We start from the raw sequence: 25,572 nt of genomic DNA on the forward strand, positions 1-25,572 counted from the left end.
GAGCCCGGGTGGATTCCTCCACCCGGGCTCCGATCCGTCCGCCCTCACCGGACGGGCCCGCTCACACGGTCGTGCGTCCTACAACAGGAAGACGCTCGCGACCATGATCGCGCCGAACGCCGCCAGACCCTCGATGGCGGTCGCCACCGTGAGCGTGCGGTACGCGGTGGCCACCGGGATGCGGCTGAGCTGGGAGACGACCCAGAAGTAGGAGTCGTTCGCGTGGGAGACGACCATCGCGCCCGCACCGATCGCGAGGACGCTCAGGACCATGCCCTCCGGAGAGGCCAGGCCGAGCGAACCGAGGATCGGGGAGAGCATGGCCGAGGTGCTGACGATCGCCACGGTGGACGAACCCTGCGCGCTCTTGAGAGCCGCCGCGATCAGGAACGGCACGGCCAGGCCGAGGCCCAGACCGGTGAGGTTCTCCGACAGGAAGTCGGTGATCGAGGAGGCGGCGAGTACGCCACCGAAGGCCGCGCCGGCACCGGTGATCAGCAGGATCGGGGCGGAGACGCGGATCGACTCGTGGATCTGCTCGTTGAAGCGGGCCATCTTGCCGTTGCCGCGCAGCAGCAGGATGGCGGCGAACAGACCGATGATCAGGGCGATCACCGGGGTGCCCAGGAAGGCCACGACGTCGAAGACGGTGCCCTCGCCCATCGGGTGGGAGGGCAGCTTCGCGATCGAGCCGGCGCAGATCAGGGCCAGCGGCAGCAGGATCGGGAAGAACGCCAGGAAGGCGTTGGGCAGCTTGCCGTAGCTCTCGCGCAGCTCCTCGTAGGACTGCGTGGTGATGTCCTTCTCGCTCTCGGCGGGGAGCGGCGTGAACTCCTTCTTCGAGAGGAAGGTCGCGTAGACCAGACCGGCGAGCGCGGCGACGGCCGAGACCGGCAGACCCACGGCGATGATGAGGCCGAGGTTGTCGGTGATGCCGAGGTTCTCGGCGGCGGCCAGCGGACCCGGGGTCGGCGGCACCATCGTGTGCGTGGCGTACAGACCGGTCATCAGGGCGACCGAGGTGGCCAGCGCGGAGACGCCGGTGCGCACGGTGATGGCCTTGCGCAGCGAGTTGAGGATGACGTACCCGGAGTCACAGAACACCGGGATGGAGACGATGTAACCGATGAGGGACATCGTCAGGTTCGGGAAGCGGGTGCCGATCACCCGGATCAACGCCTCGGCCATCGCGATCGCGGCGCCGGAGCGCTCCAGGATCACGCCGATCATGGTTCCGAAGAGGATGACCAGACCGATGTTGCCGAGGGTGTTCCCGAAGGACGTCGTCACGGTGGTGACGATCTCGTCCGCCGGGAGACGGAAGGCGAAGGCGCCGATGATGGCGGCGCCCATCAGCGCGAGGAAGGGGCTGATCTTCCACCGCGCGGTGACGAGCACGATGCCCGCCACCAAGAGGAGGAGGATGAGGAGGTCGATCACGGGCGTGGTTCCTTAGTGGGTGCCCGGCACAGGTTGCACGGTGCTCGGGAGCGCTGGGTGTGTGAGAAGCCGACAGCACTGGTAGGCCGTCGAGGTGATCTCGGGAAGGGTCTCCTCCCGCATCTCCTCCAAAGTCCGGGGACCTCGGGCGATGGAGAAGGCCGCGGTGACCCCGGAGCGGCGGAGTTCCTCCGCCGTGACCGACACACTGCCCGCGATCACCACGACGGGCACGTGCTCGGGGGTGAGACGACGCACCGCGTCGACCACCTTGCCGCCGAGGGACTGGCTGTCGAACCGTCCCTCACCGGTGAGGACGAGGTCGGCCTCGCCCAGCAGCCGGTCGGCGTCGAGGACCTCGGCGACCATACGCGAACCCGGAACGAGTTCGGCGCCCAGGAGAGCGGACATGGTCACGGGGATTCCTCCGGCCGCACCCATGCCCTCGACCTCGCGCAGGTCCTGTCCCGTGGCTTCGGCCAGGACGTCGGCGAGACGGGCCAGCCCGGCGTCGAGCACCCGGACGTCCTCCGGAGAGGCGCCCTTCTGCGGACCGAAGACCGCCGCGGCGCCGCGCTCCCCGACCAGCGGGTTGGTGACGTCGCAGGCGATGCGCCAGCGGACCGAGCGGGCCCTCTGGTCGAGCCCGGACAGGTCCAGCGAGGCCAGGTTCGTGAGCTCTCCGCCCCCGTCGGGGAGTTCGGAGCCCTCGGAGTCCAGGAAACGCACGCCGAGCGCGCTCAGCATGCCGGTTCCGCCGTCGGTGGAGGCCGAGCCTCCGATGCACAGCAGGATCTCCTCGACGCCCTGGTCGAGGAGGGCCGAGACGAGGGGGCCCACCCCTCGGCTGCTCGCCGTGCGTGCCTGGAGCGGAACGTCGGCGACACCGGGCAGGCCGTTGGCCTCGGCGGCCTCGACCACGCCGGTGCGACCGTCGGCCGAGACCCCGTACCGGGCCCGGGTGGGTCGGCCGAGGGCGTCGGTGGTGTCGACGGTGAGGGCCTTGGTGCCCCAGGCGCCCAGTAGGGCGTCGAGGGTCCCTTCGCCTCCGTCGGCGAACGGCAGGGTGTGGACGGACACGGCGACGCCCCGGTCGGCGTAGGCCTCCCGGGCTCCGTCGGCCATGGCCTCCGCGACCTCGATCGCGGACGCACTGCCCTTGAACGAGTCGGGGATCGCCACGACGCGCACGGCGTCCGTCGTCTCGTCTTGTTCGCGCATCTCCTTGGACATGACGCAGAGCATAGAATCCGATTCGGGACATTTCGACGGCGGTGCGCCCAGACTTCCCAAAGGTTCACACGGTGAATATGTGCGAAGTGCCCAAAGCGGCCTCGGCGTAGAGACACATCTGCAATGTGGTCAGGTGTGCCGGCTCCCGGACGTCCAGATCGGTGGCCTCACGAATCCGCTCCACCCGCTGGAGCAGCGTGTTGCGGTGCACGAACACGGCGTCGGCGGCCTCGCGCATCGAGTGGGTCGAGGCCATCGCGACGACGGTCCGCCGTTGGGCGTCGGTGAGCGTCGAGACCCGCGCGGCGATCCGATGGAGCGTGCGGCGTGGCAGGTGCGCCACGGCCACCGCGATCTCCCGTGACCAGGGTTCGGGGCATCGCACGGTGGGCAACAGGCCCACCCGGCGGCAGAGCGCCCGCGATTCCTCCGCGTAGGACATCAGGGCCTCGACATCGTCGGTCATGGGGGCCTGGGTGTGCCGACTCTCCGCCGGCAGACGCAGTGCGTCCGGGGAGGGTGCCCGACCACTGCCGATCAGCCACAACGCGCCGTGCAGCACGGCGGCCCTGCGGTTGCCCTTGCCGTTCACCCGCGCGGCGGCGCTCTCGGCCAGTGGGGGAGGGGTGGCCCCGCCGTCGGGGCGCGAGGTGCCCGCCGCCCACAGGGCCAGCGACCAGGGCGGGTTCAGGCCGGCGGAGGTGAGTCGGCCCCGGGCGTCCTCCGGGCGGGTGGTGCCCGAGCTCAGCGCCGCGATCAGGTCGCGGGCCTCGGTGTGCCGTCTGCTCACCGCGTCCTGGGCGTGCTCTTGGGCGATGAGCAGCTGGACGGTGAGGGCGACCACCCTCGCCAACGGCGCGACCTCGCGGGGGCTGCCGGTGACGCCGACGACCCCGCGCAGCTCACCGTCGATGAAGAGGGGTTCGTTGGCGCCGGGGCGGTCGGAGGTGCCGGGTTCGGGGACGGTCACCAGAACGCTGCGGCGTTCGGCGATGGCCCGCTGCGCCCCCCTGTGCAGACTGCCCACCCGGGAGGGGTCGAGACAGGCGATGATCGTCCCGTGCTCGTCCATCACGTTGATGTTGTAACTGATCGTGGGTGCGATGAGGTCGACCACCCGCTGGGCGAGTTCGCTGCTCAAGGGCGCCCGCCGCCGGTCTTCGGGCATAACCCAAGGATACGGGGACAGAGGCCGGGAGGGGCGTCTCATGGGTCCCGTATCCGGGAGGAACAGGGTGATCACCGACACGGGGGTCGGGCCGTCCCGCCCGGGGTGGACGGGACGGCGTTGTGCACATACGCCGGGCGCGGTCGGTCAGCCGAGGTTGAGCCAGATGGCGACGGCGTCCTCGTCGCCCTGGTTGGAGATGCGGTGCGGGGTGGTGGAGGGGTACATGATCGAGTCGCCGGCGCGGACCTGGTAGCTCTCGAACCCCACGTCCACGGTGAGGACGCCGCTCACCACGTTGCCGATCTCGTGGCCGCCGTGGCGGACGAACTCGGCGTTCTGGCTGGAGTAGGAGCCGGGCGGATAGACCGACTCGAAGTAGTTCATGCCCGGGACCGAGGCCGGGGTGAGCCGTCGATAGCGCACCCCGTGGTCGAGTTCCAGGGTCGCGGCGTCGTCCCGGCGGCTCAACGCGACGCCGCCGGTGGTGGCGGTGCCGGAGGACGGCGGGTCCCAGTGCGGTCCGGGTGACTCGCCGAACGGGGTGCTGTAGGCGTCGGGATCGGGCGGAGCGCCGACCTCCCCTCCGAACACCGAGGCCATCGGTACGTCCAGCTCGGTCATGATCTGGTACAGCCGGGTCACCGAGGGGCGCATCTTGCCACGTTCGATCTGGGAGAGGGCGCTGGCGCTGATGCCGAGGCGTTCGGCGAGCCGGCTCAGGGAGAGGCCGCGTTCCGTGCGGAGTTCCCGGATGCGCCGGCCGAAGCGCTTCCCGTCGAAGGGCGGGGAGTCAGGGGGTCTCGTGGCGTCGTCCATCGTGTCGCCCAGTATAGATTCCCGTTCTTCGGCTTGAAGCTATTGCTTCAGTAGGTGTGAAGTAATAGCTTCAAATGTGTGGGACGTCACCCCCTGGTCCCCTGACGAACCGGAAGGACCCCCCATGCGCATCCTGCTCGTCAACGTCAACACCTCCGAGGCGGTCACCGAGGCTCTGGGATCCCAGGCCCGCGCCGTCGCCCGTCCGGGCACCGAGATCGAGGCGCTCACCCCGCGTTTCGGCCCCGAGTCCGTCGAGGGCAACTTCGAGAGCCACCTGTCCGCGGTCGCCGTCATGGACCGCGTCGCCACCTACGAACACCCCTACGACGCGGTCGTCCAGGCCGGCTTCGGCGAACACGGCAAGGAGGGGCTTCAGGAACTCTGCTCCGTGCCCGTCGTCGACATCACCGAGGCCGCGGCCCACGTGGCCGTCATGATCGGCGACCGCTACTCCGTGGTCACCAGCCTGCGCCGCACGGTGCCCCAGATCGAGGCACGGCTCGCGCAGGCCGGGCTCGACTCCCGATGCGCGTCGATCCGCGCCAGCGGGCTCGGGGTCCTCGAACTGGAGGCCGACCGCGACGCCGCCGTCCGGACCGTCGCGGCCCAGGCCAGGGCCGCGGTCGAGGAGGACGGCGCCGAGACCGTCGTCCTCGGCTGCGGCGGCATGGCCGGACTCGACGAGGCCGTCCGCGAGGCCTGCGGGGTCCCGGTCGTCGACGGCGTCGCCGCCGCCGTGGCCCTCGCCGAATCCCTCGTCGGTCTCGGCCTGACCACCAGCAAGATCAGCACCTTCGCGGCACCCCGGCCCAAGACCGTGACCCACTGGCCGCTCAGCACCGCGCTCGGCCTCTGAGGCGGACCCACCACCGCCACCGCTGCACCTCCCGTCCCCTGAAGAACAGCGGAGCCCCCTATGAACGCCCCCGTCCCCTCCTCCAGAACCGGTGACACCCCGGCCGACAACCTCCTCGAAGAATCCATCCTGCCCACCTGGATCACCCAGCGACCCATCTCCCTCTGGGGCTTCGTCTGGATCTGGATCGGCCTCGCCGTCGTCATCGCGACCTTCCAGTACGGGGCCAACGGCATCACCGGCGGGCTCTCCCTGCCGATGGTGATGCTGGTCGTGTTCGCCGCGACCCTGACCCTGTCGGTGATCATGACCCTCACCGCCGACATCGGCACCGAACACGGACTGTCCTTCTCGGTCTACCTCCGAGCGCCCTTCGGCACCCTGGGCACCCATCTGCCCTCGGTCTCCCGAGGTCTGGTCGCCGCCTGCTGGTTCGGCATCCAGACCTACCTGGGCGCGCTGGCCATCAACGGTCTGGTCGAGTACTGGACCGGGTTCAGCTCCTGGCCGCTCTGGTACGCGCTGTTCCTCGCCGTGCAGATCGTCAACGTCGCCCTCGGCATCAAGGCCATCGAACGACTCGCGTCGATCGCCGCCCCCTGCATCCTGGCGATCTCCCTGTGGATGTACTACACGCTCGACGGCATCGCCGACCTCGAAGGCACCAACATCTGGACCTTCGCCTCCCAGAGCGACGACATGACGCTGGTCGCGTTCTTCATCATCAACATGGTCGTGTGGGCGCCGCTGGCCGTCGACATCCCCAGCATCACCCGCTTCGTCGCCGTCGAGCCCAAGGAACGCCGTTTCCTGCGCCGCAACCGCAGTATCCTCCTCGCGCAGTTCATCGTCCTGCCGGTGATGCAGGCGTGGATCTCCTTCATCGGCGCCGTCTCCGTCATCACCACCGGCCTGTGGAACCCGATCGAGGTCATCCAGGGCCAGAGCACCGGGTTCGTGCTCGGCCTCCTGCTGCTGATGGTGGTCCTCGCCCAGTGGTCCACCAACACGGCCGCCAACGTGATCCCCGCGGCGCTCAACTTCGTCAACGCCGCCGCGCCCTACCTGTCCTACCGGATGGCCGTGGTCCTGGCCGGGGTGGTCGGCACCGCCGTGATGCCGTGGCTGCTCCTGGACAACCTGTTCTCGTTCCTGTCCTACTACGGCGGGTTCATCGCGGCCATCGCCGGGATCATGATCGCCGACTACCACGTCCTGCGCCGTCGCCGGTTGAACGTGCCCGACCTGTTCGACTCCCACGGCCAGTACCGCTACACGCGAGGCTTCAACCCGGCGGCCGTCATCGCCTGGTTCCTCGCCTCCGGGATCTCCCTCCTCCAACCCGACTACGCCTACGTGATCGCCTTCCCCATCGCCTTCGTCGCCTACCTGGTGCTGATGCGGACCTGGATCCTGCCCCGGTTCCCGCAGGCGGAGATCACCGAGGGACACCCCGACACCTACCTCGCCACCAGCGTCGGCAAGAGCTGGGTCCACGACGCCGGACGCGGCGGTTTCCGCCGCGTCGACACCGAGGACCTGGCCCGCGACGACACCCGCACCGACCTGTGACCCATCCCCAGACCACCACGACAGTTCGAGGTCGACCATGAGCGAACCCATCGACGCGGCGCGCGGAGAGCCCACGGGCTCCGCCGCCGGACCGGACCTGACCGTCCACGACCCGGATCCGGGCCTGTACAACGACGACCTCGCGCCGCTGCCCCGGCAGAAGAGGTCCTGGGGCACGTTCGAGATCTTCAACGTGTGGACGAACGACATCCAGAGCCTGTTCGGCTACACCCTCGCCGCGACCCTGTTCATCGCCTACGGGCTGAACGGCTGGGCGGTCTTCGGCGGGATCATCCTCGCCGGTGTGATCGTCATGTTCCTGTGCGACCTCGTCGGGCGACCCAGCGTCCGATACGGGATCCCGTACGCGGTCATGGCCCGCGCCAGTATGGGCGTGCACGGCACCCAGTTCCCGACGCTGATCCGAGGGATCACCGCCACCTTCTGGTACGGCGCGCAGACCTACTTCGCCTCCACGGCGGTGGCGCTGCTGATCACGGCGCTCTTCGGCCCCGGACCGGAGGGGACCTTCCTCGGTCTGTCGGCGGTCGGGTGGATCTCCTACGTGATCGTCGCCGTGCTCCAGGTGGCGCTGTTCACCAAGGGGATGGCCTGGATCGGCACCTTCCTGAACTGGGCCGGGCCCGCGGTGTACGTCGTCATGATCGCCCTGGCCGGGGTCATCTGGTACATGGCCGGCGGAGAGCTGTTCTCCGCGCTGGGCACCGTGTTCGCCGGTGACGGGGACTACCCGGGCGGAACGCTCGCCGCGTTCTCGGCCGTGGTCGGCACGATGGTCGCCTACTTCGCCGCCGTGGTCGTCAACTACGGGGACTTCTCCCGGTTCGTGAGGTCCGAGAAGGCGATGCGGCGCGGCAACCTGTGGGGGCTGCCGGTCAGCCTGGCCGTGTTCTCCTTCCTCACCCTGATCATCACCGCCGGCTCCTCGGTGCTCTACGGGGAGGCGCTGACCAACCCGGCCGACATCGTCGAACGCGTCGACAACATCTGGCTGACGGTCGTCGCGGCGCTGACCTTCCTCATCGCCACCGTCGGCATCAACCTGGTCGCCAACTTCATCCCGCCCGCCTATGGGCTGGCCAACCTGTGGCCGGCCAAGATCAGCGCCAGGACCGGCGGGCTCATCACCGGCGCGGTCGGCTTCGCCATCGGCGGCCTGTGGGTGGCCTTCATCGACGGGATCGGCATCGCCGCCTTCGTCGACACCCTCGGGGCGGTACTGGCGCCGCTGTACGGGATCATCGTCGCCGACCACTACCTGCTGCGGCGGGGACGGTTGAACCTGAACGACCTCTACTCGGCGTCGCCCGACGGCGAGTACCACTACACCAAGGGCTGGAACCTGCGAGCGTTGTTCGCGTTCTGTCTGGCCTCGGTCTTCTCCGTCACGGCGGTGTGGCTGCCCGCGCTGGCGGAGTGGTCGGGTTTCGTGTGGATCTTCGGGGCGCTGCTCGGCGGTGCCCTGCACTACGCCATCACGCGGACCGCCGGAAAGAAGGCCGTCAAGGCCTGATGCGTATCCCGCATGACCCCTGGTCCTCGCCCTTCGAGGGCCGGGGAGAACGGCACGACGCCCCCGCTCATCGGTGAGCGGGGGCGTCGCGCGTGCGCGCGGGGTCGAGCCGTGGGCTCAGGCCTTCTTCGGCAGGGTGAGGATCTCGGCGCCGTCCTCGGTGATGGCGACCGTGTGCTCGCTGTGCGCGGTGCGGCAGCCGGTGGCGCTGCGCAGCGTCCAGCCGTCGGAGTCGGTGACGAGCCGGGCGGTGTCCCGCATGACCCAGGGCTCCAGGGCGAGCAGCAGTCCGGGGCGCAGCTTGTAGCCGCGGCCGCGCTTGCCGGTGTTGGCCACGTGCGGGTCCTGGTGCATGGTCGAGCCGATGCCGTGGCCGCCGAACTCGGAGTTGATCGGGTAGCCGGCTTTGCGCAGGACGGTGCCGATGGCGTGGGAGATGTCGCCGGTGCGGGCCCCGGGGCGGGCGGCGGCGATCCCGGCCTCCAGGGCGCGCTGGGTGACCTCGATCAGCGCGACGTCTTCGGGGGAGTGCGTCTCGCCGACGATGAAGCTGATGGCGGAGTCGGCGGCGATCCCGTCGAGCAGGACGGCCAGGTCGAGGGAGAGCAGGTCGCCGTCGGCGAGCGTGTAGTCGTGGGGGCGCCCGTGGAGAACGGCGTCGTTGACGCCGGTGCAGATGTAGTGACCGAAGGGGCCCTCACCGAAGGAGGGCGCGTAGTCGACGTAGCAGGACTCGGCCCCGGCCTCCTCGATCATCTCCTTGGTCCAGCGGTCGATGTCAAGGAGGTTGGTGCCGACGGTGGCGCGGGTCCTCATGGTCTGGAGGATCTCGGCGACCAGGGCGCCGGTCTTCCGCGCGCGTTCCACGTCTTCGGGTTTCAGGATCTCGATCATGCGGCGCCCTCTCGTGTTCCAATAACTATACCGGTATTGTAATCGGCATCACGGGACGGATCACCACCCCTCCCCCGAAGACCGAGGGTAGGCGGTGTTCGGAGATGCTTCCGGTAAGCGCGGCAGAACCGCTGGTCGAAGGCCCGAGAAGCCCGAGAACACCGACACGTGGGGGATCGGGGTCCCCCAAAGGTCGTAGACCAAGTACCGACTCACGGCAGAAGACCCGACGTACCGGTCTTCACGATGCTGGGATCACCCACCGCGGGCGAGGTCCACCCCCTCGCCCCGAGACCTCGATCCCCAGGAGCAGTACGTGTTCGCGACCAGTCCGCCCCCCGATGGACGAGCGTCTCGGAGGCTTCCCCACCGCCTCATGGCGCTCGTCGCCGCCGGGATCACCGCGATCGTCATGACCGGTTGCGCCGGGGCCTCGGAGACCGGCCCCGCCCCCGCGCCGAGGGTCGCCTATCCCGAGAGCGCCGACGCGACCCTCACCAAGGAGGACGTCGACGCCTGGCTCGACGGGCTCCTGCCCGCCCAACTGAACGAGACACGGATCGCGGGGGCGTCCGTGAGCGTCGTCGCGGACGGCGAGTTGCTCACCGCCCGCGGCTATGGGTACTCCGACCTCGAGGCCGGTACGCCCGTCGACCCGGAGGAGACGCTCTTCCGGATCGCCTCGATCTCCAAGGTCTTCACCGCGACCGCCGTCATGCGGCTGGTCGAGGAGGGCGAACTCGACCTGGACACCGACGTCGACGAGTACCTCGACTTCGAGGTGGAGCGCTCCTTCGACCAGGACCTCACCCTGCGCCACCTGCTCTCGCACACGGGTGGTTTCGAGGAGCGGATCGCCAACGCGATGCTCTCCGAAGGCGAGGAGGTGGATCTGCGCGAGGTCGTCATGAACGATCCGCCCGAGCAGGTCTACGAGCCGGGGACCACGCCCGCCTACTCCAACTACGGCATCGCCCTCGCCGGATACATCGTCGAGAACGTCGCCGGGGTCCCCTTCGAGGAGTACGTCGAGGAGAACGTACTGGCCCCGGCCGGGATGGACTCCTCCACCGCCCGCCAGCCCCTGCCGGAGGACCTCGCCTCCCGGCTCTCGCAGGCCTACGACACCGCCGACGGGCCGCCGGTCGAGCGGTTCGAGACCGTCTCCGACGCCCCGGCGGGGTCTTTGACGTCGTCCGCGACCGACATGGCCGAGTTCATGCGCGTCTACATGGAGGACGCCGAGGGCGCCGACCTGCTGGAACCCGAGACGATCTCCCTCATGGGGGAACCGGCCCTGGACGAGGAGAGTCTCGGCGGTGTCGCCGGCGGCGGCCAGATGGGGCTCGGTTTCTTCCTGGAGGAGCGCAACGGCAACCGGATCATCAGCCATGGAGGGGACACCGACGTCTTCCACTCCGAGATGCAGATCTACCCCGAGCAGAACGCGGGTATCTTCATCACCTTGAACAGCAGCGGGAACACCGGGCTCGCCAGCCACAGCCTGCGCCTGGCCGTGGCCGAGGGGTTCGCCGACCGCTACTTCCCGGGCGAGCAGGCCGACGGTGGTCAGGTCGAGTCCACGGCGGTGGAGCACGCCGCGATGCTGGAGGGGAACTACCGGCCCTCACGTTCCATCCACAGCAACTTCGTCTCGCTGCTCTACGCCCTGGACGAGGCTCGGATCGTCGCCACGGAGGACGGGACGATCGTCCTGACCAGCCCCGAGACCGGGCGGCCGACGGAGTACATGGAGGTCGAACCCTGGGTGTGGCGTGAGGTCGACGGGCACCGGACGTTGGCGGCGGACGTCGTCGACGGCGAGGTCAGGGCGATCGGGACCACGGCCTTCACCTTCCTGCCGGCGGACGAGGACACCCCGGGCACGGTGGTCCTGTCGGTCCTGGCCGGTTCGGTGCTGATCCTGCTGATCACGGTCCTCTCCTGGCCCATCGGCACCCTCGTCCGCCTGCGACTGTCCAGGCCCAAGCGCGATAAGACCGGTCGGTGGGCACGTGTCCTGACCCGGGTCGCCGTGGTCCTCTCCCTGCTCGCCCTGGCCGGCTGGGGGGTCACCCTATCGATGGCCCTGAGCTTCCAGCCGATCTCCTTCGGGACGCTGCGAATCTTCCAGGTCGTGCAGGGTCTGGGACTGCTCGGGGTCCTCTCCGCGGCGATGGTGGTCTTCGACGACATCCGACGGAAGCAGGGACTGGAGCGCTGCGTCGGTAGCGTGCTCGTCCTGGCGGCTTTGATGGGCCTCGGCTGGATCGCCACCATGCACGGGATGGTGACCGGCAGCGTGACCTTCTGAGTAGCCTGGGCGGGGCATCACCGGTTTCGGATCGGGTGCCCCGCCCTCGCTGTCGCGGCCCCACCCCCACTCACCACCCGGACGGAAACGATGAGGCGTGACGCCCCCGCCCTCCCCGAGACACAGAGCCCGCCCCTGGCGCCCACCTCCCGGATGACGGCGCGGTTCGACGCCGCCCTCACCCGCGCGGGCTTCAGCGGAGCGTTCGGCCGTGACCTGCTCCTGGGCGTGTTCGTCACGCTGGTCTCGATCGCCCTCCTCTACTCGGTGGTGGTGCTCGCCCGGGCGGAGGAGACCCCGTTCGCTCCGGCCGCCGTGGCCGTGCTCGTCGCCCTGACCGTCGTGCAGTCCCTGACCCTGTGTCTGCGTCGGCGTGTCCCGCTCCTGTGTCTGTCCATCGTGGCGGCGGCCCAGCTCGGCATGACGCTCCTCCTGCCGGCCGACGCCACCTTTCAGGGGCCGGCGCCGTTCATCGCCGCCTACACCTGCGGTACCGCCCTCTCCTTGAAGCGGTTCATCCGGGTACTCGTGACGATCGCGCTCGTCTTCGGGGTCTGTGGTGCCGTGTTCGCTCTGCCTCCGTTCGCCTCCCTCGCACCGCCCGCGCTCGTGACGGACCCGGTGATAGCGGGCCTCTCCCAGGTGGTGTCCGCCGTCCTCGTCTTCGGGGTGGCGGGTCTGGTCGGTAACGACGTTTCCATGAGGAGGCGTTACGTTCATCAGGAGCGGATCCGGCTGGTCGAACGGGAACGGGAGCGGGTGAACGGCGCCCTCCGGGCCGAGCGCACGCGTATGGCGCGGGAGCTGCACGACATCGCCGCGCATCACCTCTCGGGGATGGTGGTGCAGGCGGGTGCGGCCGAGAAGCTGGCGGACCGGGACGCCCCGGCGCTCGCACCGACCATCGGATGGATCCGGCGCCAGGGCAAGGAGACCCTGGAGAACCTGCGGATGGTGGTCGGGGCCCTGCGGGATCCCGGAGAGTACCCGGACGGGGGCCGGGGAGAGGCCGCCGGTGAGAGCGACGCGCCCGTCCCCGGGGTGGCCGTGCTCGACCGTCTGGTCGAGACGGAACGCGAGCTGGGCGTCGAGGTGGTCCTGGAACGGAGCGGACCCGACCTGGAGCTGCCGCCGGTCGCCGACGTCATGTTCTACCGGGTGGCGCAGGAGGCGTTGGCCAACGCGCGCGACCACGCCTGGGGCGCGCCGGTGCGGGTGGAGTTGGCCCGAGGGGAGAGGGCGGTCGAGCTCCGGGTCGACAACGATCCCGGCGTGGAGCGGGAGGAGAGGGCGAAGGCCTCCCGCGGTCTGGGGCTGATCGGGATGCGGGAACGGGCCGATCTGGTCGGGGCGACCCTGGAGACGGGGCCGACCGAGACGGGCGGGTGGAGCGTCCGGCTCGTTCTACCTCTCAGATGACGGCCACCCGGAGCACGGGGGAAAGGGTCACGGCGTCGCGACACCGTTGCGGTACGCCCAGACGACGGTCTGCAAGCGATCGCGGACACCGATCTTGGTCATCACCCGTCCCAGGTGCGACTTGACGGTACTCGGCTCGATGGTGAGGCTCTCCGCGATCTCCACGTTGGACATGCCTCGGGAGAGCAGACGGACGATGTCGAGTTCGCGTTCGGTGAGCAGGTCGTGGGCCTCGGACGCCTCGCGGTTCATGGACCTGCGTTTGGCGAACTCGGCGATCACGCGACGGGTGACGGTGTGGTCGACCAGGCCGTGACCGTCGGCGAGTCGGCGCACCGCCTCCACCAGGTCGTCGGGCGGGGTGTCCTTCAGGATGAAGCCGCTCGCGCCGACCTCCAAGGCCTTGAAGACGTACTCGTCGAGGTCGAAGGTGGTGACCACGAGGATCGCCGGGGGCTTTCCGGAGGAGCGGGCGAGGATCTCGCGGGTCGCGGTCAGGCCGTCGCCTCCGGGCATGCGTACGTCCATGCAGACGACGTCGGGGCGGAGCCGTTCGACCAGCTCGACGGCGGAGGGGCCGTCGGAGCACTCGCCGACCACCTCGATGTCCTCGGCGATCTCCAGCATCACCCGGAAACCCGCTCGGACGACGAACTGGTCGTCGACCAGGACCACCCTGATCATGGAGTGCCGCCTTCGCGTAGAGGGGTGAGCGCAGGCCTCGAACTCTCGGCCCGGTAGGGCTTTCGAGCGTGCCACGAGCGACCGCGATGCTATCAGCGCGGGCCCCGGGGGAGAGGGGCCTCCTCCTCGCCTTGTGCGTACACGAACCGACCGAGGGCGCTTCCCCGGCCTGAAGAGGTCGGTAGGGAGAAAATCGGAGCCCTCGCCTCATATCCCCTCATAGAGGGGGAGTCCTGTGCTCCTATGCCGCATCGGCATCCGGTAGGATATGGCGCTGGTGGCATCTTCCCTGTTCACATCAGATGCGCTATGGGCCTCTAGCTCAATCGGCAGAGCAACGGACTTTTAATCCGTGGGTTCGGGGTTCGATCCCCCGGGGGCCTACCAGAGAAACCCCAGGTCAGAGTGCGGTAGCGCGTTCTCGCCCTGGGGTTTTCGCGTTCCCGGGGTTCGCGGTCCGTTCGCGATGGCTCGGAAACGGGCGTTTCGCTACGCTGATCCTCGGCCCTCGGCCACGATCCTCATCGACCGACCCCCTTCCCCTCGCCGCACTGTGTCATCGGCGACGCCACCTGAACCCCCCCACGTAGAAAGGCCCGATGACGGCATGCGGAGCAACAGAGACCATCTGCGGCGTATCGGTGACGAGACCCAGCGGTCGCGTGAGCACCTGAGCAACATCGAGGACTCCTCCGCGGCCACCGCGCGGTCGGCGGCGCAGAACACCCAGCTCCTCAAGGGCATCGCGTACACCAACCGCGTGAACATGGTCTTCAACGGCATCACCGCGATGAACAGCGCGCGGCAGTTGAGGACACAGAAGCAGCAGCTCGCCCTCCAGAACGAGCAGCACCGGCTTCAGCAGGAACAGCACGCCCTTCAACAGGCGGTGTCCGCGCAGACCGCCCGGCACGAGTTCTCCATGTGGCGGCAGACGCCGGAAGGCGTCGCGTTCGTCGAATGGCAGGAACGCGCCGTCTCCCTCCTCCCGTTCCTGCGGAGTCGTGAACGGACCTGGAACACCGCGTGGGCGAACGCGATCGAGCGGACGCGGGCCGAGGTTCCCGAAGGTGAGAAGCAGCGCATCAGGAACCACCCGGCCCGTCTGAAGCAGAACGGTCTCAGGATCGCCTCGTTCGTCGCCTTCGCCGTGGCCGTCCTGTGCGCGATCTCCTTCGGTCTCCAGTTCTTCTTCTATGGGCTCGTACAGGCGACAGGTGGCGGTTCTTCCGAGAGGGCCCACGGCAGCATCACCTACGAGGAGTGCCTGGACATCCTCGCCGATCCGGACAACATCATCATGAACGAGTCCGACTGCGAGGCCATCAGGCCGGTCGAGAACACCCCGCCGTCGATCGTGCCCCTGGTGCTGGCCGCCGGCACGTGCATCGGGCTCGTTATCGCCCGTAAGGTCAGGCAGCGGGCCGCCCAGAACGATCCGACCCTGGAGCAGGAGTCCCGGGCGAGGATCGCACGGTGGGGGTTCGACCCGCTCAGTACGCAGGGCGTGGGCTTCCCGTGGCACGAGTCCGAGGGTTTCGCCGGATACGCCGACAACATCGAGCACATGCTGCACTCCGCCCCCTCTACACGTCCGATGCCCTCGCAGCTCATCCCGCTCCAGGTGCCCACCCCCTTGCAGCCTTCGGAGCGGCTGCCCGGAGAGGCCAACGACGTCCTGGTCATGTTCCATGAGGAGAACGAACAGCTCTCTCGGTGACGAGGAGGTACCGAAGCCCGCACGTGGGGACCGAGAGGTCCGCGTGCGGGCTTCGTGTTCGTGGGGAAGAGGGGGTGGCCGCCGGAGACGAGGACCCCCTTCCCCCACGGCCGTGTTGTGGCGACAACGTCACGAAGCTAGACCGAACCCGCCCTCTGAACGAGGGAACGACACGCTTTTCGCGTGAGACGGCCGTTCGATCGTTCCGCGCGGACGTTCGACACGTGTTCCGCCCAGGGGTCAGACTCGGCGGGTCTCGGGTCCGGCCACCAGCCGGGTACCGGCCCAGCGCTCCTCCACCGCCGCGCACACGGCCTCGGCGAAGTCCACGTAGCCGATGGACCGTTCGAGGAAGGCGCTCTCGTCGGCCGCCCCCGGCCAGACGCGGTGGTTCTTCGTGCGAGGCCCGTCGGGGTCGAAGGCGGGCGGTGGGATCAGGTACGCCCAGTTCTCACCATCGCGCCCCTCCTCCAGATGGTCGCGGAGCCTCGCGTGCGCCCTCCCTCGCGGCAGGGTGCGTTCCGGGAAGGCGGGGCTCTGCCAGAAGCGTGTCCCATCGGGCAGCCGCAGCGATCCCGCGCCGCCGACGGTGACGGTGAACGGGGCGGGGCCGGAGGACGGATCCGCGGCCTCGACGACGCGTTCGTGCAGCTCTACCAATGCGGAAGGGTCGATGTCCCCGCGCATACGGACGGCGTTGACCACGACGTCCGCGTCGGCGACGGCCCGCCGCAGACTCGCCGGATCCTCGACGTCCACGACGACCTCGGTGATCTCCCGTTCCGTCGCGGGAAGTCGGGATCGGTCACCCGGCCTTCGAAGAGCCGCGGTGATCCGGGTGTGCGGGGGCAGCAGTTCGAGAACCGCCGAACCGGATCGTCCGGTGGCTCCGAGGATCGTTACCCGGGTCATGCCTTGACACCCTCTTTCCTGGTCGAACGGTCGAACATGGTGACGCAGAGCGCGGCCACCGTCAGTAGGGCGGTGAATCCGGCGAGAAGGAGCGCGAAACCGCCGACGGCCGCCGCGACCAGTGGGCCGAGGCTCGCGCCGACGAAGAGGACGAAACCGGTGAGCGCCATGCCGCCGGCCCGCTCCGGCGCCGCCGCCTCCCCGAAGAGCGTGATCATTGCGGGAATGGCCAGGGCGACACCGCTGACGAAGACCACACTCGCCGCGCAGACACCGACGAGGGACTGTGACAGGAGCGCTTCGAGCCCCATGCCCACGGCCGCGAGGAGGAAACCGGCCCGCGCGACGCCGGCCATGCCCAGCCGTCGGGACAGGGGACCGACCGACAGCGCGAGGAACATCGCGGGCAGCCCGATCAGCCGGAGCAGAAGGATGTTCGACGGATCGAGGTCGAACGCTCTCAGGTGGGGGCCGAGAGCCGTGTACATCCCCACGAAGGACAGGAGCAGGGTCACGTGGGCGCAGCACAGGAGAAGGACGGTCGGTCGCACGACGACCCTGCCCAGAGCGGCGAAGCGCTCGCCGAGGCCGCCCGAGACCTCCCGGCGGGGGACCTCCGAGACGGTGAGGACCACCATCACGCACGCGAGCGCCAGAACGAGCCCGCTCAGGCCGAACACCCAGGGCCAGCCGAGTCGGAGCGACACGTACGAGGCGAACACCTGCCCGAAGATGCCCGCCACGAGGAAGGCCGTGGACATCGCTCCGATGGCGATACCCCGATGGCGGGGGGCGGTGGCCTCGGTCAGGTAGGCGAGGGCCACGGGCGCGAAGCTCGCGGCGGCCAACCCCTGCACGCCGCGCAGGACGCCCAACCAGAGGACGGAGGGGGCGAAGGCGCAGGCGAACGTGGCCAGGGCCAGGGCCAGGACCCCGGGGACCATGAGTCTTCTACGCCCGTAGTGGTCCGACACGGGGCCCCAGATCAGGAAGCCCGCCGCGTAGCAGAGGCTGAAGCAGGTGGCGAGGGCGAAGGTGACGCCTCCGCCGAGATCCTCGCCCACGGGGCCGATGAGCGGGATCGCCGAGTAGAGCTGGGTCAGCACGAATAACGCGGTGAGGACGAGCAGACCGATGACGAACCCGCCGGCGACGGGAGAGGGGCTCGGTTCCCGGGGTGAGGGGGGTCTGGCGCCCGTGGTCGAGCGGGGGGCGGAAGGTCGTCGAGGGGGCATCGCGGTTCCAATCTCCAACTACAACGTTGGAGTTGAGCGTAGTAGCGTGTTCCACCGATAACAACTCTCGCGTTGGAAGTTCGTCGCACACTGGAGCCGCCGCATGGCCTGGGACACCGAGGGCACGAAGCGAAAGATCAAGGAGGCGGCCGTCGATGAGTTCGCACGCTTCGGGCCCGATGGCACGACCATCGAGCGCATCGCCAAGTCCGCCGGCGTGAACAAGGAACGGGTGTACAACTACTTCGGCGGCAAGAGAAGCCTCTTCGCCACCGTGCTGCGCGACGAGCTCGCCGAGGTCGCCCGAGCGGTTCCGGTCGAGTCGTTCGCCGAGGAGGAGATCGGCGACTACGCGGGACGCGTGTACGACTACCACCGCGAACGCCCCGAACTGAACCGACTCCTCCGCTGGGAGGGCCTGGTCTTCGAGGGAGAGGTGCCGGACGAGGAGTCACGCCGCGAGCACTACGGCCACAGGGCCGTCGCCGTCGCCGAGGGCCAGGAGAACGGGACGATCACGAGGTCGATCGACGCCGACCACCTCACCTTCTTGATCCTGTCGCTGGCCGGCTGGTGGACGGCGGTCCCCCAGGTGGCGCGGATGATCACCGGGGAACCCACGGAAGAGGAGCACGCCAGGCGCCGCGCCTCGGTGGTGGAGGCGGCGCGACGCCTGGCGCGCGTACCCTGACGGGCCCCGAGGATCGGACCGAGAGGGGCATACCCGAGGGCCGCGGTTCCGGAGCGTCGGTCGCCCGAAGAAGTGCACGGCAGGTTTTGCCCCGAGGCACGCCTATATTGACGGGCTCTCGGGCAGGTGAGCATGGACCGAGACCCGACCAAAGGGAGAGACCATGATCGCCAAGCTGTCCGAGATGGGCGTCACCTCCGAGATGGCCTACGCCGCCGGGACCGCCAGTATCGGCCTGTCGTTCCTGACCTGGGCCCTGTCGAAGAAGAAGGAGGACGCCGGCACCGACCGCGCCGACCGATGGGGCATCTTCGTCGGGCAGTGGGCGCCCACCTTCTTCGCCCTGGGCGTCGCCCTGCGCCTGGAGGAGAAACCCGGATGACCTGGTGACGGCCGGTTCGGGAGGGCGGGCCGCCCTCCCGGACCACCGCGCGGATCACACCTTCCGGAGCGCCCCGTCCTCTCGACCGGCGGACCAGCGGGCGTAGTCGCGCGCCGCGTCCGCCAGCCGCTCATCGGTGAGATCCCCGACCCCGTGGAGGAAGTGCCCCGGACGGTAGCGCATGCCCACCCGGGCCGCGATGGTCTCGAACGGCGAGGTCAACTCGCTCATCGCCCGGTGGTAGCGGCCGTCGACGGTGTAGTCGTCCGCGCGCGACCACGTGGACACCGCGATGCTCAACTCCTTGCCCTCCAGCGCGTGACCGCCGGGGCCGTACGCCCATCCGCGCTCCAGGGCGACCTCCAGCCACTCGGTGAGGATCGGCGGCGCGCCGTACCAGCGGAAGGGGAACTGGAGGACGATCCGCTCGTGGGCGGCGAGTGCCCGCTGCTCGGCCCGAACGTCGAAACCGTCGGCCCCGCGTTCCTCGGCGAGAACACGGACGGTGGTGCCGCCCTCCTCCGTCAACGCGCGGACCCACGCCGAGTTCACACGGGAGGATCCCAGGTCGGGGTGGGCGACGATCACCAGCGTCGATCCCGGCTCCGGTGGCTCCACGCCGTTCTTCTCCATCTCGTTCTCCTTCTGTCGTCTCTTCTCGGATCGGTTCGGGTGACGTGCGGTGCTCAGCCGCACGATCGGTAGGGCGAGGGCGGCGAAGACGCCCAGGACGACGGTGAACACGACCACCGCGGCGCCCAGGCCGGTGGCGTCCGCGAGGTGGCCGGTCGCCACGGGCAGCGCCCCCGCGGGCACGTATCCGGCGATGTTGAGGGCCGCGTTGGACTCCGCCCGCCGCTCGTGGGGGACGCGGGTGGCGATCAAGGTCAGACCGGCCAGCTGGCCGAGCCCTTGGGCGGCACCCGCGAGGAGCGCGGAGGCCAGGAAGAGGTGCCACACCGGGGCGACGGTCACCGCGCCGGCCAGCAGGGCCATCGAGGCGATCGCCGCCACCGAACTCACGGCCAGGTGGGTGCGTGTCGACAGACGTCCGACCGCGAACTGGACGCCCGTCGCCACGAGGAACATGACGCAGGCGATCAGCCCGGCCACCAGCGGATCTCCCACCCCGAGCGGGCCGGCGAGCACCGAGGGGCCCAGGGAGAGCACGAACGAGGTCGCGGTGATCCCGGGGGCGAAGGCCGCCGCGCCCCACAGCAGCTCGCGCCGTCGGTTCCGCGGCGGGCTCGGCCACCGCCACGGTCCTCCCTCGCCCGAGGGGAGAGAGCGATCGGGGTGGGGGAGGGGCAGGAGCAGACCGACCCCTAGAGCGATGACGGTGAGGGTGGTGACCAGGGTGAACACCCAGATCTGTGGGGAGTCGGAGTTCCGTGCCGTGATCCCGGCCAGGAGCGGGCCGAGGCCGGCGCCGAGCACCATCGACGCCGAGGCGATCAGCCCGCCGATCCGACGTCGACCCTCGGGCGCCAGATCGACCACGGCGGCCATCCCGGCGGTGACGGCGCCGCCGACCGAGATCCCGGCGAGCAGACGCGCGGCCAGGAGCCAGGCCACCCCTTGGGCGAGGAGGAACAGGAGTCCGGAGAGCACGGCGGCGATCAGCGCCGGGACCAGCACCACCCGCCGTCCGTACCGGTCGGCGAGTCGACCCGCGACGAGCAGGGATCCGACCAGTCCGACCATGTAGCAGGCGAAGACCATCGTCAGCGTGCCGGAGGAGAACCCCCACTCGCGTTGCCAGGACACGTACAGCGGGGTGGGTGCGTTCGACAGTACGAACACGGTCGTCACCGTCATCGCCGCCGCCATCGACCAGGCGATCCCCCGCCCTTCGGTCTCGGTCCTCCGCATGAACTCCCCCAGTTCGATCTTTCTCGTACTAGTACGAATAAACTCGAACTATAGAGCAAGTACGAACCAACTCGTACTGGAGGTACCGTGGGGGCATGCCGAACCTCGCAGCGACGTACCGTCTCGATCGAGAGCCCGACGACCTGCCGGAGCGGTTGCCCGAGCCCGCGGTCGAGGACATTCGGCTGGAGCGGGTCATGGGCGTGCTCGCCGACCCCCTGAGGTTGACGATCGTGCAGCGGCTCCTGCGGGAATCCGAGGACTTCGACCAGACGTGCGGCTGGTTCGGCTTCGATCGCCCGAAGTCCACCCTCACCCACCACTTCAAGGCCCTTCGAGAGGCCGGGGTGATCACCCAGCGCCAATACGGCCTCGAGCGGCGCAGCCGTGTCCGCCTCGACGACCTCGGGCACCGCTTCCCCGGGCTGATCGACCTCGTCCTCGCCTGGACCCCCGTGGGCGAGGGCTAGCCCTCTTCGTCTCCCCGGCGGCTTCGACCTGGGCCTTCCTCGTCTTCCCGAGAGGATCCGATCGACGGCTCGACAAACCACTACGTTTGAAGTACTTTGGTCGTAGTACTTCAAACATAGTGGTCGATCGGCCACGGGAGTACCCCTTCAAGGAGACGCATGCGAAACCCCACCCACCCCGTCGTCGCCTCGGTCGACGGTCAGGACCGCCCTCAGGACACCCAAGGAGCGAACATGCCCCACGAACACGCCGACGCCGCGAAGCGAGGTCACCACATCGGACGGGTGTCCCCGCTCACCGGTATCGATCTCGAGGTCACCCCCATGACGGGAGCCCCGCTGGAGGCCCTTCGCGCCCGTGACAAGGGGAACGGTGCCCCTCGGGATCCGCGCCGAGGTCGGGCCCCGCGCCACCGCTTCCCCGCTCCCGGGGGACGCCAGGCCCGCGGCCGGGCGCTGCCCCGGCGCCACCAGGCTCGGTAGGCCCCGGCATGCGCCGGTCCGAGGCCGGACGGAACGAGGAGGGCGGACGGGTCAGAGATCGCGAGGATCGTTCGACCGTCCGCCCTCATCGCGGACCGAGGCCCTGAAGACACCCATCGGCACGGCGACCAGGCCTCCCAGCAGGAACACCACCGCCGCGGCCAGCACCCACTCCCACGCCGGGCCCAGCGTCAACGCCACCCCGCCCGCGAGGAACGCGGCGATCATCAGCACGACCACGACCCACACCCTGGGCCTTCCCCAGTGGCCCCCCGTTCGCGTGTCGCCGTCGGGCATGTCCCCTCCCCGAGGTCTCCCGCACCTTCCGACGCCCCGTCGGCCGGAGGTCGCGCGGGCTCGAACGCCCCTCCTGTCCCAGCATGCCCGTGCAAGGGCGGGAGAACACGGAGCGACGTCCGCTCTTATGGGGAACTACGGCCTTCATGGCGAGAAATAGGGTATTCGATTATCCGATTCCAAGTCGACGGGGATCGGACGTTCCTCTATCGCATAGGGGGAAACTCCGTGTTCTGAAAAAAGGGCGCGCCGGGTTTCTCTCATTTCCCGAGGTCGGGTGGCTTCGCTTGTTAGGTTGAGGCGACGAGTGGCTGGAACGCTCATGAGTCGCCGGCGAGAACGAAATTTCCATCGAGCCGGTATCGGATATCGAGGTCGAGTCGCCGTCCGGCCGTGCAACTCGAGGAGCGATCCCGGGTAGGGGCGGGAGAATGTCCGTCTTCGTCCCCCGCGGTTCTCGCTCCGTTCTTCACGGCTCCCCGGTCGGACTCCTCTTCGTACGAACTGAGGAGGATCCTCATGACGGTTGAGACGGAAACCCGGACCTCCGCCCCCGAGGGGGTGGGGAAAAAGGGTTCGATCATCGTCGCATGGCTGACATCGACCGACCACAAGGTCATCGGGTACATGTACCTGATCACCTCGTTCTCGTTCTTTCTCATCGGTGGCCTGATGGCGCTGGTGATGCGCATGGAGTTGTTCTCTCCGGGGCATCAGGTCGTTTCCAACGAGCTGTTCAACCAGATGTTCACGATGCACGGCACGATCATGCTGCTGTTGTTCGCGACCCCGCTCTTCATCGGGTTCTCGAACGTGATCATGCCCTTGCAGATCGGGGCGCCCGACGTGGCCTTCCCCCGCATGAACCTGTTCAGCTACTACCTGTTCCTGTTCGGCGGACTCATCACCATCGGAGGCTTCCTCACCCCGGGCGGCGCCGCCAGCTTCGGCTGGTTCGCCTACCATCCTCTGGCCGACGCGGTCCGCTCCCCGGGTCTGGGCGGCGACCTGTGGATCATGGGCCTCATCGTCTCCGGTCTGGGCACGATCCTCGGTTCGGTCAACTTCATCACCACCGGTCTGTGCATGCGCGCCCCCGGGATGACGATGTTCCGCATGCCGATCTTCACCTGGAACACCATGCTCACGGGTGTCCTGGTACTGCTGGCCTTCCCGGTCCTGACCGCCGCGCTGATCGTCATGGGCGCCGACCGCATCGTCGGCACCCACGTCTTCGACCCGGCGCACGGTGGCGCCATCCTGTGGCAGCACCTGTTCTGGTTCTTCGGTCACCCCGAGGTGTACATCATCGCCCTGCCGTTCTTCGGCATCGTCACCGAGATCCTGCCGGTGTTCAGCCGCAAGCCGATCTTCGGTTACAAGAGCCTCGTGGCCGCCACCATCGCGATCACCGGACTGTCGATCACGGTGTGGGCGCACCACATGTTCGCGACCGGTGCCGTGCTGCTGCCGTTCTTCTCCTTCATGTCCTTCCTCATCGCGGTCCCGACCGGTGTGAAGTTCTTCAACTGGGTCGGCACGATGTGGCGCGGCCAGCTCACCTTCGAGACGCCGATGCTCTTCAGCCTCGGGTTCCTCGCGACCTTCCTCTTCGGTGGTCTGACCGGGGTCATCCTCGCCTCGCCCCCGCTGGACTTCCACGTCACCGACACCTACTTCGTGGTGGCCCACTTCCACTACGTCGTGTTCGGCACCGTGGTGTTCGCGATGTTCGCGGGCTTCTACTTCTGGTGGCCCAAGTTCACCGGAAGGATGCTCAACGAGAAGCTCGGGAAGTTCCACTTCTGGCTGCTCTTCCTGGGCTTCCACGGCACCTTCCTGGTGCAGCACTGGCTCGGGGTCGCCGGTTTCCCGCGCCGCTACGCCGACTACCTGCCCACCGACGGCTTCACCGAGCTCAACCGGATCTCCTCGATCTCGTCCTTCGTGCTCGCCGCCTCGACGCTCATCTTCATCTGGAACATCGTCCTGACCGTGCGCAACGCCCCCAAGGTGGAGGTCGACGACCCGTGGGGCTACGGCTGCTCGCTGGAATGGGCCACCTCGTGCCCGCCGCCGCGACACAACTTCACGACGCTGCCCAGGATCCGGTCCGAGCGTCCCGCCTTCGACCTGCACCATCCGTACGTGGGCTCGCCCGCCCGGACCGATCCGGAACGCGGCCGCTTGGACTGAGGCACGAACATCCCATGGTGAACGGAGAGGAGAACCTGTCGTGAACGTCGAGGCCCGAGGGGGCGGAGGGGCTTCCCAGAGAGGCCACGCCGTCGTGGTCTTCGCCCTGCTCCTGTCGATGGCGGGTCTGACGATGCTCTGGACCTGGACCGGGAACGTGCTGTTCGTCGTCGCCGGCGCGATCCAACTCCTGGTCGTCGTGCTGCTCTGCGCGAAGGACCGGTTCCAGGGCACGTTCGAGGTGATCGGCGGCCCCTGGGACGGGGCCCGCATCCCCCTCGACCGAGTGAACCCGAGCACGGACGTCCTCGTCATCCGCTCCCCCGACGGGGCAGGCGCCCGTTACGCGGTGACGGGTCTGCGCAACCTCGTCTACCGAGGCCAGACCGGAACCCCCGAATAGGTCGTGCTTTTGTGGATCATTCCGCGCTCGCGTGGCCAGGCTTCCTCTCGCGGCGCCGACATCACTCGGACAGCCGAACCCGGGCGGGCCCCGCTGTGCGATCCTGCGGAGCCCGCGTAGCGGGGCACAGTAGGGGCGGCTTCGCTCGTCGTCCGGCGAGAGATCGCCCGGCGGCCGCTCGCTGAGGACCGGCTCCGCCGGTGCCTGCGAAAGCATCCACAAAAACACTCCCTAACATCCTCGGGTGCCGTGGGCGACGTCGCCCACGGCACCCGACGTGTACGGGGGTCTCGCCGGGGGTTACAGCGGGGCGTCGTCGACCTTGACGTCCCACTCGACATCGGTCCCGTTCACCGCGGTCGTCGTGACGGTGACGCCGTAGTTCATACCGCCGTCCACGAGGTTGCAGCGGATCTCCGCGCCCACCTCGGCCGGAAGCCCCTCGGAACAGGTGAGCTCCTCGGGCTCCTGCCCGACCACGGCCGCCAACTGTTCGGCCGACACGCGCGCCACCTCGCTCGCGGGGACCCGGCCATCGCTCCCGGCGGCCACCGTGTCGTCCGAGGCGGCCGGCTCCTCGGCCGCCGTCTCCTCCTCGGCCGGGAGGTCGTCGACCACGACGTCCCACCGCACGTCGTTCCCGTCGACCTCGGTCGTCGTAACGGTCACGCCGAGGCTCTCCCCACCGTGGGTGAGCTCGCAGCGGATCTCCGCGCCCACCTCCGCCGGCAGGTCCTCGCTACAGGTGAGGTCGTCCGGGGCCTGACCGATCTGCTCTTCCAGCATCTCGCTGGACCGTTCGGCGACCTCCGCGGCGTCCACCGCGGAGGGGCCGCCCAGGCTGAACTCGAACGAGCAACCGGTGGTCAGGAGCAGAGGCAGAGCTCCGAGGATCGCTCCGGTGATGATTCCCTGACGGTGGACCTGCCGCATCGTGAACTCCCGATGTTCGTCGCTATACCGAGGTCATGGACT

At 68.9% G+C, this 25,572-nt stretch carries 23 protein-coding genes and 1 tRNA gene; 13 read left to right on the top strand and 11 right to left on the bottom strand.

Features of this window, described 5'->3' with window-relative positions; all coding sequences use genetic code 11:
• Positions 1-78: 78 nt before the first annotated feature.
• The 4 genes from U9J66_RS14090 to U9J66_RS14105 all read right to left on the bottom strand — a co-directional run bounded on the left by U9J66_RS14090 (position 79) and on the right by U9J66_RS14105 (position 4,660).
• Positions 79-1,440: a GntP family permease gene (locus U9J66_RS14090; RefSeq protein WP_161111097.1), complete on the bottom strand. Its 1,362-nt coding sequence runs from the start codon at positions 1,438-1,440 to the stop codon at positions 79-81.
• Positions 1,441-1,452: 12 nt separating this feature from the next.
• Positions 1,453-2,685: a glycerate kinase gene (locus U9J66_RS14095; RefSeq protein ID WP_017534486.1), complete on the bottom strand. Its 1,233-nt coding sequence runs from the start codon at positions 2,683-2,685 to the stop codon at positions 1,453-1,455.
• A 52-nt stretch (positions 2,686-2,737) separates the two neighbouring features.
• Complete coding sequence (locus U9J66_RS14100; RefSeq protein ID WP_036567997.1) at positions 2,738-3,841, bottom strand: CdaR family transcriptional regulator; 1,104 nt, start codon at positions 3,839-3,841, stop codon at positions 2,738-2,740.
• A gap of 147 nt (positions 3,842-3,988) precedes the next feature.
• Positions 3,989-4,660: a helix-turn-helix domain-containing protein gene (locus U9J66_RS14105; protein ID WP_014908950.1), complete on the bottom strand. Its 672-nt coding sequence runs from the start codon at positions 4,658-4,660 to the stop codon at positions 3,989-3,991.
• Positions 4,661-4,784: 124 nt separating this feature from the next.
• Here U9J66_RS14105 and U9J66_RS14110 point away from each other — a divergent pair, with 124 nt between their 5' ends.
• From U9J66_RS14110 to U9J66_RS14120, 3 genes are read left to right on the top strand one after another with little or no spacing between them, the layout of a single operon-like run.
• The gene (locus U9J66_RS14110) at positions 4,785-5,519 is read left to right on the top strand and encodes an aspartate/glutamate racemase family protein (protein WP_014911003.1); all 735 of its coding nucleotides are present in this window, start codon (positions 4,785-4,787) and stop codon (positions 5,517-5,519) included.
• Positions 5,520-5,579: 60 nt separating this feature from the next.
• Positions 5,580-7,091, top strand: coding sequence for an NCS1 family transporter (locus U9J66_RS14115; RefSeq protein WP_042282411.1), 1,512 nt, complete (start codon positions 5,580-5,582; stop codon positions 7,089-7,091).
• A 37-nt stretch (positions 7,092-7,128) separates the two neighbouring features.
• Positions 7,129-8,625 carry an NCS1 family nucleobase:cation symporter-1 gene (locus U9J66_RS14120; protein WP_161111099.1) on the top strand — a complete coding sequence of 499 codons (1,497 nt, stop codon included), beginning with the start codon at positions 7,129-7,131 and terminating at the stop codon, positions 8,623-8,625.
• A gap of 117 nt (positions 8,626-8,742) precedes the next feature.
• Here U9J66_RS14120 and map read toward each other — a convergent pair whose 3' ends face one another.
• Positions 8,743-9,519: a type I methionyl aminopeptidase gene (gene map, locus U9J66_RS14125; RefSeq protein WP_014912567.1), complete on the bottom strand. Its 777-nt coding sequence runs from the start codon at positions 9,517-9,519 to the stop codon at positions 8,743-8,745.
• Between the two features lie 376 nt (positions 9,520-9,895).
• Between map and U9J66_RS14130 the strand changes: the two genes are divergently transcribed.
• Positions 9,896-11,833 (top strand): serine hydrolase domain-containing protein, encoded by a 1,938-nt coding sequence (locus U9J66_RS14130; protein WP_326337894.1) that lies wholly within the window; start codon positions 9,896-9,898, stop codon positions 11,831-11,833.
• A 90-nt stretch (positions 11,834-11,923) separates the two neighbouring features.
• Positions 11,924-13,252 carry a sensor histidine kinase gene (locus U9J66_RS14135; RefSeq protein WP_326337895.1) on the top strand — a complete coding sequence of 443 codons (1,329 nt, stop codon included), beginning with the start codon at positions 11,924-11,926 and terminating at the stop codon, positions 13,250-13,252.
• A gap of 27 nt (positions 13,253-13,279) precedes the next feature.
• Here U9J66_RS14135 and U9J66_RS14140 read toward each other — a convergent pair whose 3' ends face one another.
• Positions 13,280-13,936, bottom strand: coding sequence for a response regulator transcription factor (locus U9J66_RS14140; RefSeq protein ID WP_326337896.1), 657 nt, complete (start codon positions 13,934-13,936; stop codon positions 13,280-13,282).
• Positions 13,937-14,247: 311 nt separating this feature from the next.
• Here U9J66_RS14140 and U9J66_RS14145 point away from each other — a divergent pair.
• Together U9J66_RS14145 and U9J66_RS14150 are read left to right on the top strand one after the other, a co-directional pair.
• Positions 14,248-14,323, top strand: a tRNA-Lys gene (locus U9J66_RS14145).
• A gap of 220 nt (positions 14,324-14,543) precedes the next feature.
• On the top strand, positions 14,544-15,656 hold the full coding sequence (locus U9J66_RS14150; RefSeq protein WP_014910552.1) for a hypothetical protein: 1,113 nt from the start codon (positions 14,544-14,546) through the stop codon (positions 15,654-15,656).
• Between the two features lie 240 nt (positions 15,657-15,896).
• On the opposite strand, the gene U9J66_RS14155 is transcribed toward U9J66_RS14150, so the two are convergent.
• Both U9J66_RS14155 and U9J66_RS14160 read right to left on the bottom strand, forming a co-directional pair.
• Positions 15,897-16,568, bottom strand: a complete 672-nt coding sequence (locus U9J66_RS14155; protein ID WP_326337897.1) for an NAD(P)-dependent oxidoreductase — start codon at positions 16,566-16,568, stop codon at positions 15,897-15,899.
• Positions 16,565-17,704 (bottom strand): MFS transporter, encoded by a 1,140-nt coding sequence (locus tag U9J66_RS14160; protein WP_326337987.1) that lies wholly within the window; start codon positions 17,702-17,704, stop codon positions 16,565-16,567. Before U9J66_RS14160 ends, U9J66_RS14155 begins: the two co-directional genes overlap by 4 nt.
• 202 nt (positions 17,705-17,906) lie before the next feature.
• Between U9J66_RS14160 and U9J66_RS14165 the strand changes: the two genes are divergently transcribed.
• The gene (locus U9J66_RS14165; RefSeq protein WP_017534497.1) at positions 17,907-18,494 is read left to right on the top strand and encodes a TetR/AcrR family transcriptional regulator; all 588 of its coding nucleotides are present in this window, start codon (positions 17,907-17,909) and stop codon (positions 18,492-18,494) included.
• Positions 18,495-18,657: 163 nt separating this feature from the next.
• A complete protein-coding gene (locus U9J66_RS14170; RefSeq protein WP_014911533.1) occupies positions 18,658-18,876 on the top strand; it encodes a hypothetical protein in 219 nt (72 codons plus the stop codon).
• Between the two features lie 54 nt (positions 18,877-18,930).
• On the opposite strand, the gene U9J66_RS14175 is transcribed toward U9J66_RS14170, so the two are convergent.
• Positions 18,931-20,748 carry an MFS transporter gene (locus tag U9J66_RS14175; protein ID WP_326337898.1) on the bottom strand — a complete coding sequence of 606 codons (1,818 nt, stop codon included), beginning with the start codon at positions 20,746-20,748 and terminating at the stop codon, positions 18,931-18,933.
• 95 nt (positions 20,749-20,843) lie between these two features.
• Between U9J66_RS14175 and U9J66_RS14180 the strand changes: the two genes are divergently transcribed.
• On the top strand, positions 20,844-21,218 hold the full coding sequence (locus U9J66_RS14180; RefSeq protein WP_326337899.1) for an ArsR/SmtB family transcription factor: 375 nt from the start codon (positions 20,844-20,846) through the stop codon (positions 21,216-21,218).
• A gap of 159 nt (positions 21,219-21,377) precedes the next feature.
• Complete coding sequence (locus U9J66_RS14185) at positions 21,378-21,701, top strand: hypothetical protein (RefSeq protein WP_326337900.1); 324 nt, start codon at positions 21,378-21,380, stop codon at positions 21,699-21,701.
• Between the two features lie 51 nt (positions 21,702-21,752).
• Here U9J66_RS14185 and U9J66_RS14190 read toward each other — a convergent pair whose 3' ends face one another.
• Positions 21,753-21,998, bottom strand: a complete 246-nt coding sequence (locus tag U9J66_RS14190; RefSeq protein ID WP_238543891.1) for a hypothetical protein — start codon at positions 21,996-21,998, stop codon at positions 21,753-21,755.
• 519 nt (positions 21,999-22,517) lie between these two features.
• Between U9J66_RS14190 and ctaD the strand changes: the two genes are divergently transcribed.
• Together ctaD and U9J66_RS14200 are read left to right on the top strand one after the other, a co-directional pair.
• Positions 22,518-24,194 carry an aa3-type cytochrome oxidase subunit I gene (ctaD, locus tag U9J66_RS14195; RefSeq protein ID WP_042282639.1) on the top strand — a complete coding sequence of 559 codons (1,677 nt, stop codon included), beginning with the start codon at positions 22,518-22,520 and terminating at the stop codon, positions 24,192-24,194.
• 40 nt (positions 24,195-24,234) lie between these two features.
• Complete coding sequence (locus U9J66_RS14200; protein WP_161111110.1) at positions 24,235-24,597, top strand: hypothetical protein; 363 nt, start codon at positions 24,235-24,237, stop codon at positions 24,595-24,597.
• A gap of 300 nt (positions 24,598-24,897) precedes the next feature.
• Here U9J66_RS14200 and U9J66_RS14205 read toward each other — a convergent pair whose 3' ends face one another.
• The gene (locus U9J66_RS14205; protein ID WP_326337901.1) at positions 24,898-25,530 is read right to left on the bottom strand and encodes a DUF4333 domain-containing protein; all 633 of its coding nucleotides are present in this window, start codon (positions 25,528-25,530) and stop codon (positions 24,898-24,900) included.
• Positions 25,531-25,572 lie beyond the last annotated feature (42 nt).

It is taken from the genome of Nocardiopsis sp. LDBS1602, assembly GCF_035818715.1.
Lineage (GTDB): Bacteria > Actinomycetota > Actinomycetes > Streptosporangiales > Streptosporangiaceae > Nocardiopsis > Nocardiopsis alba.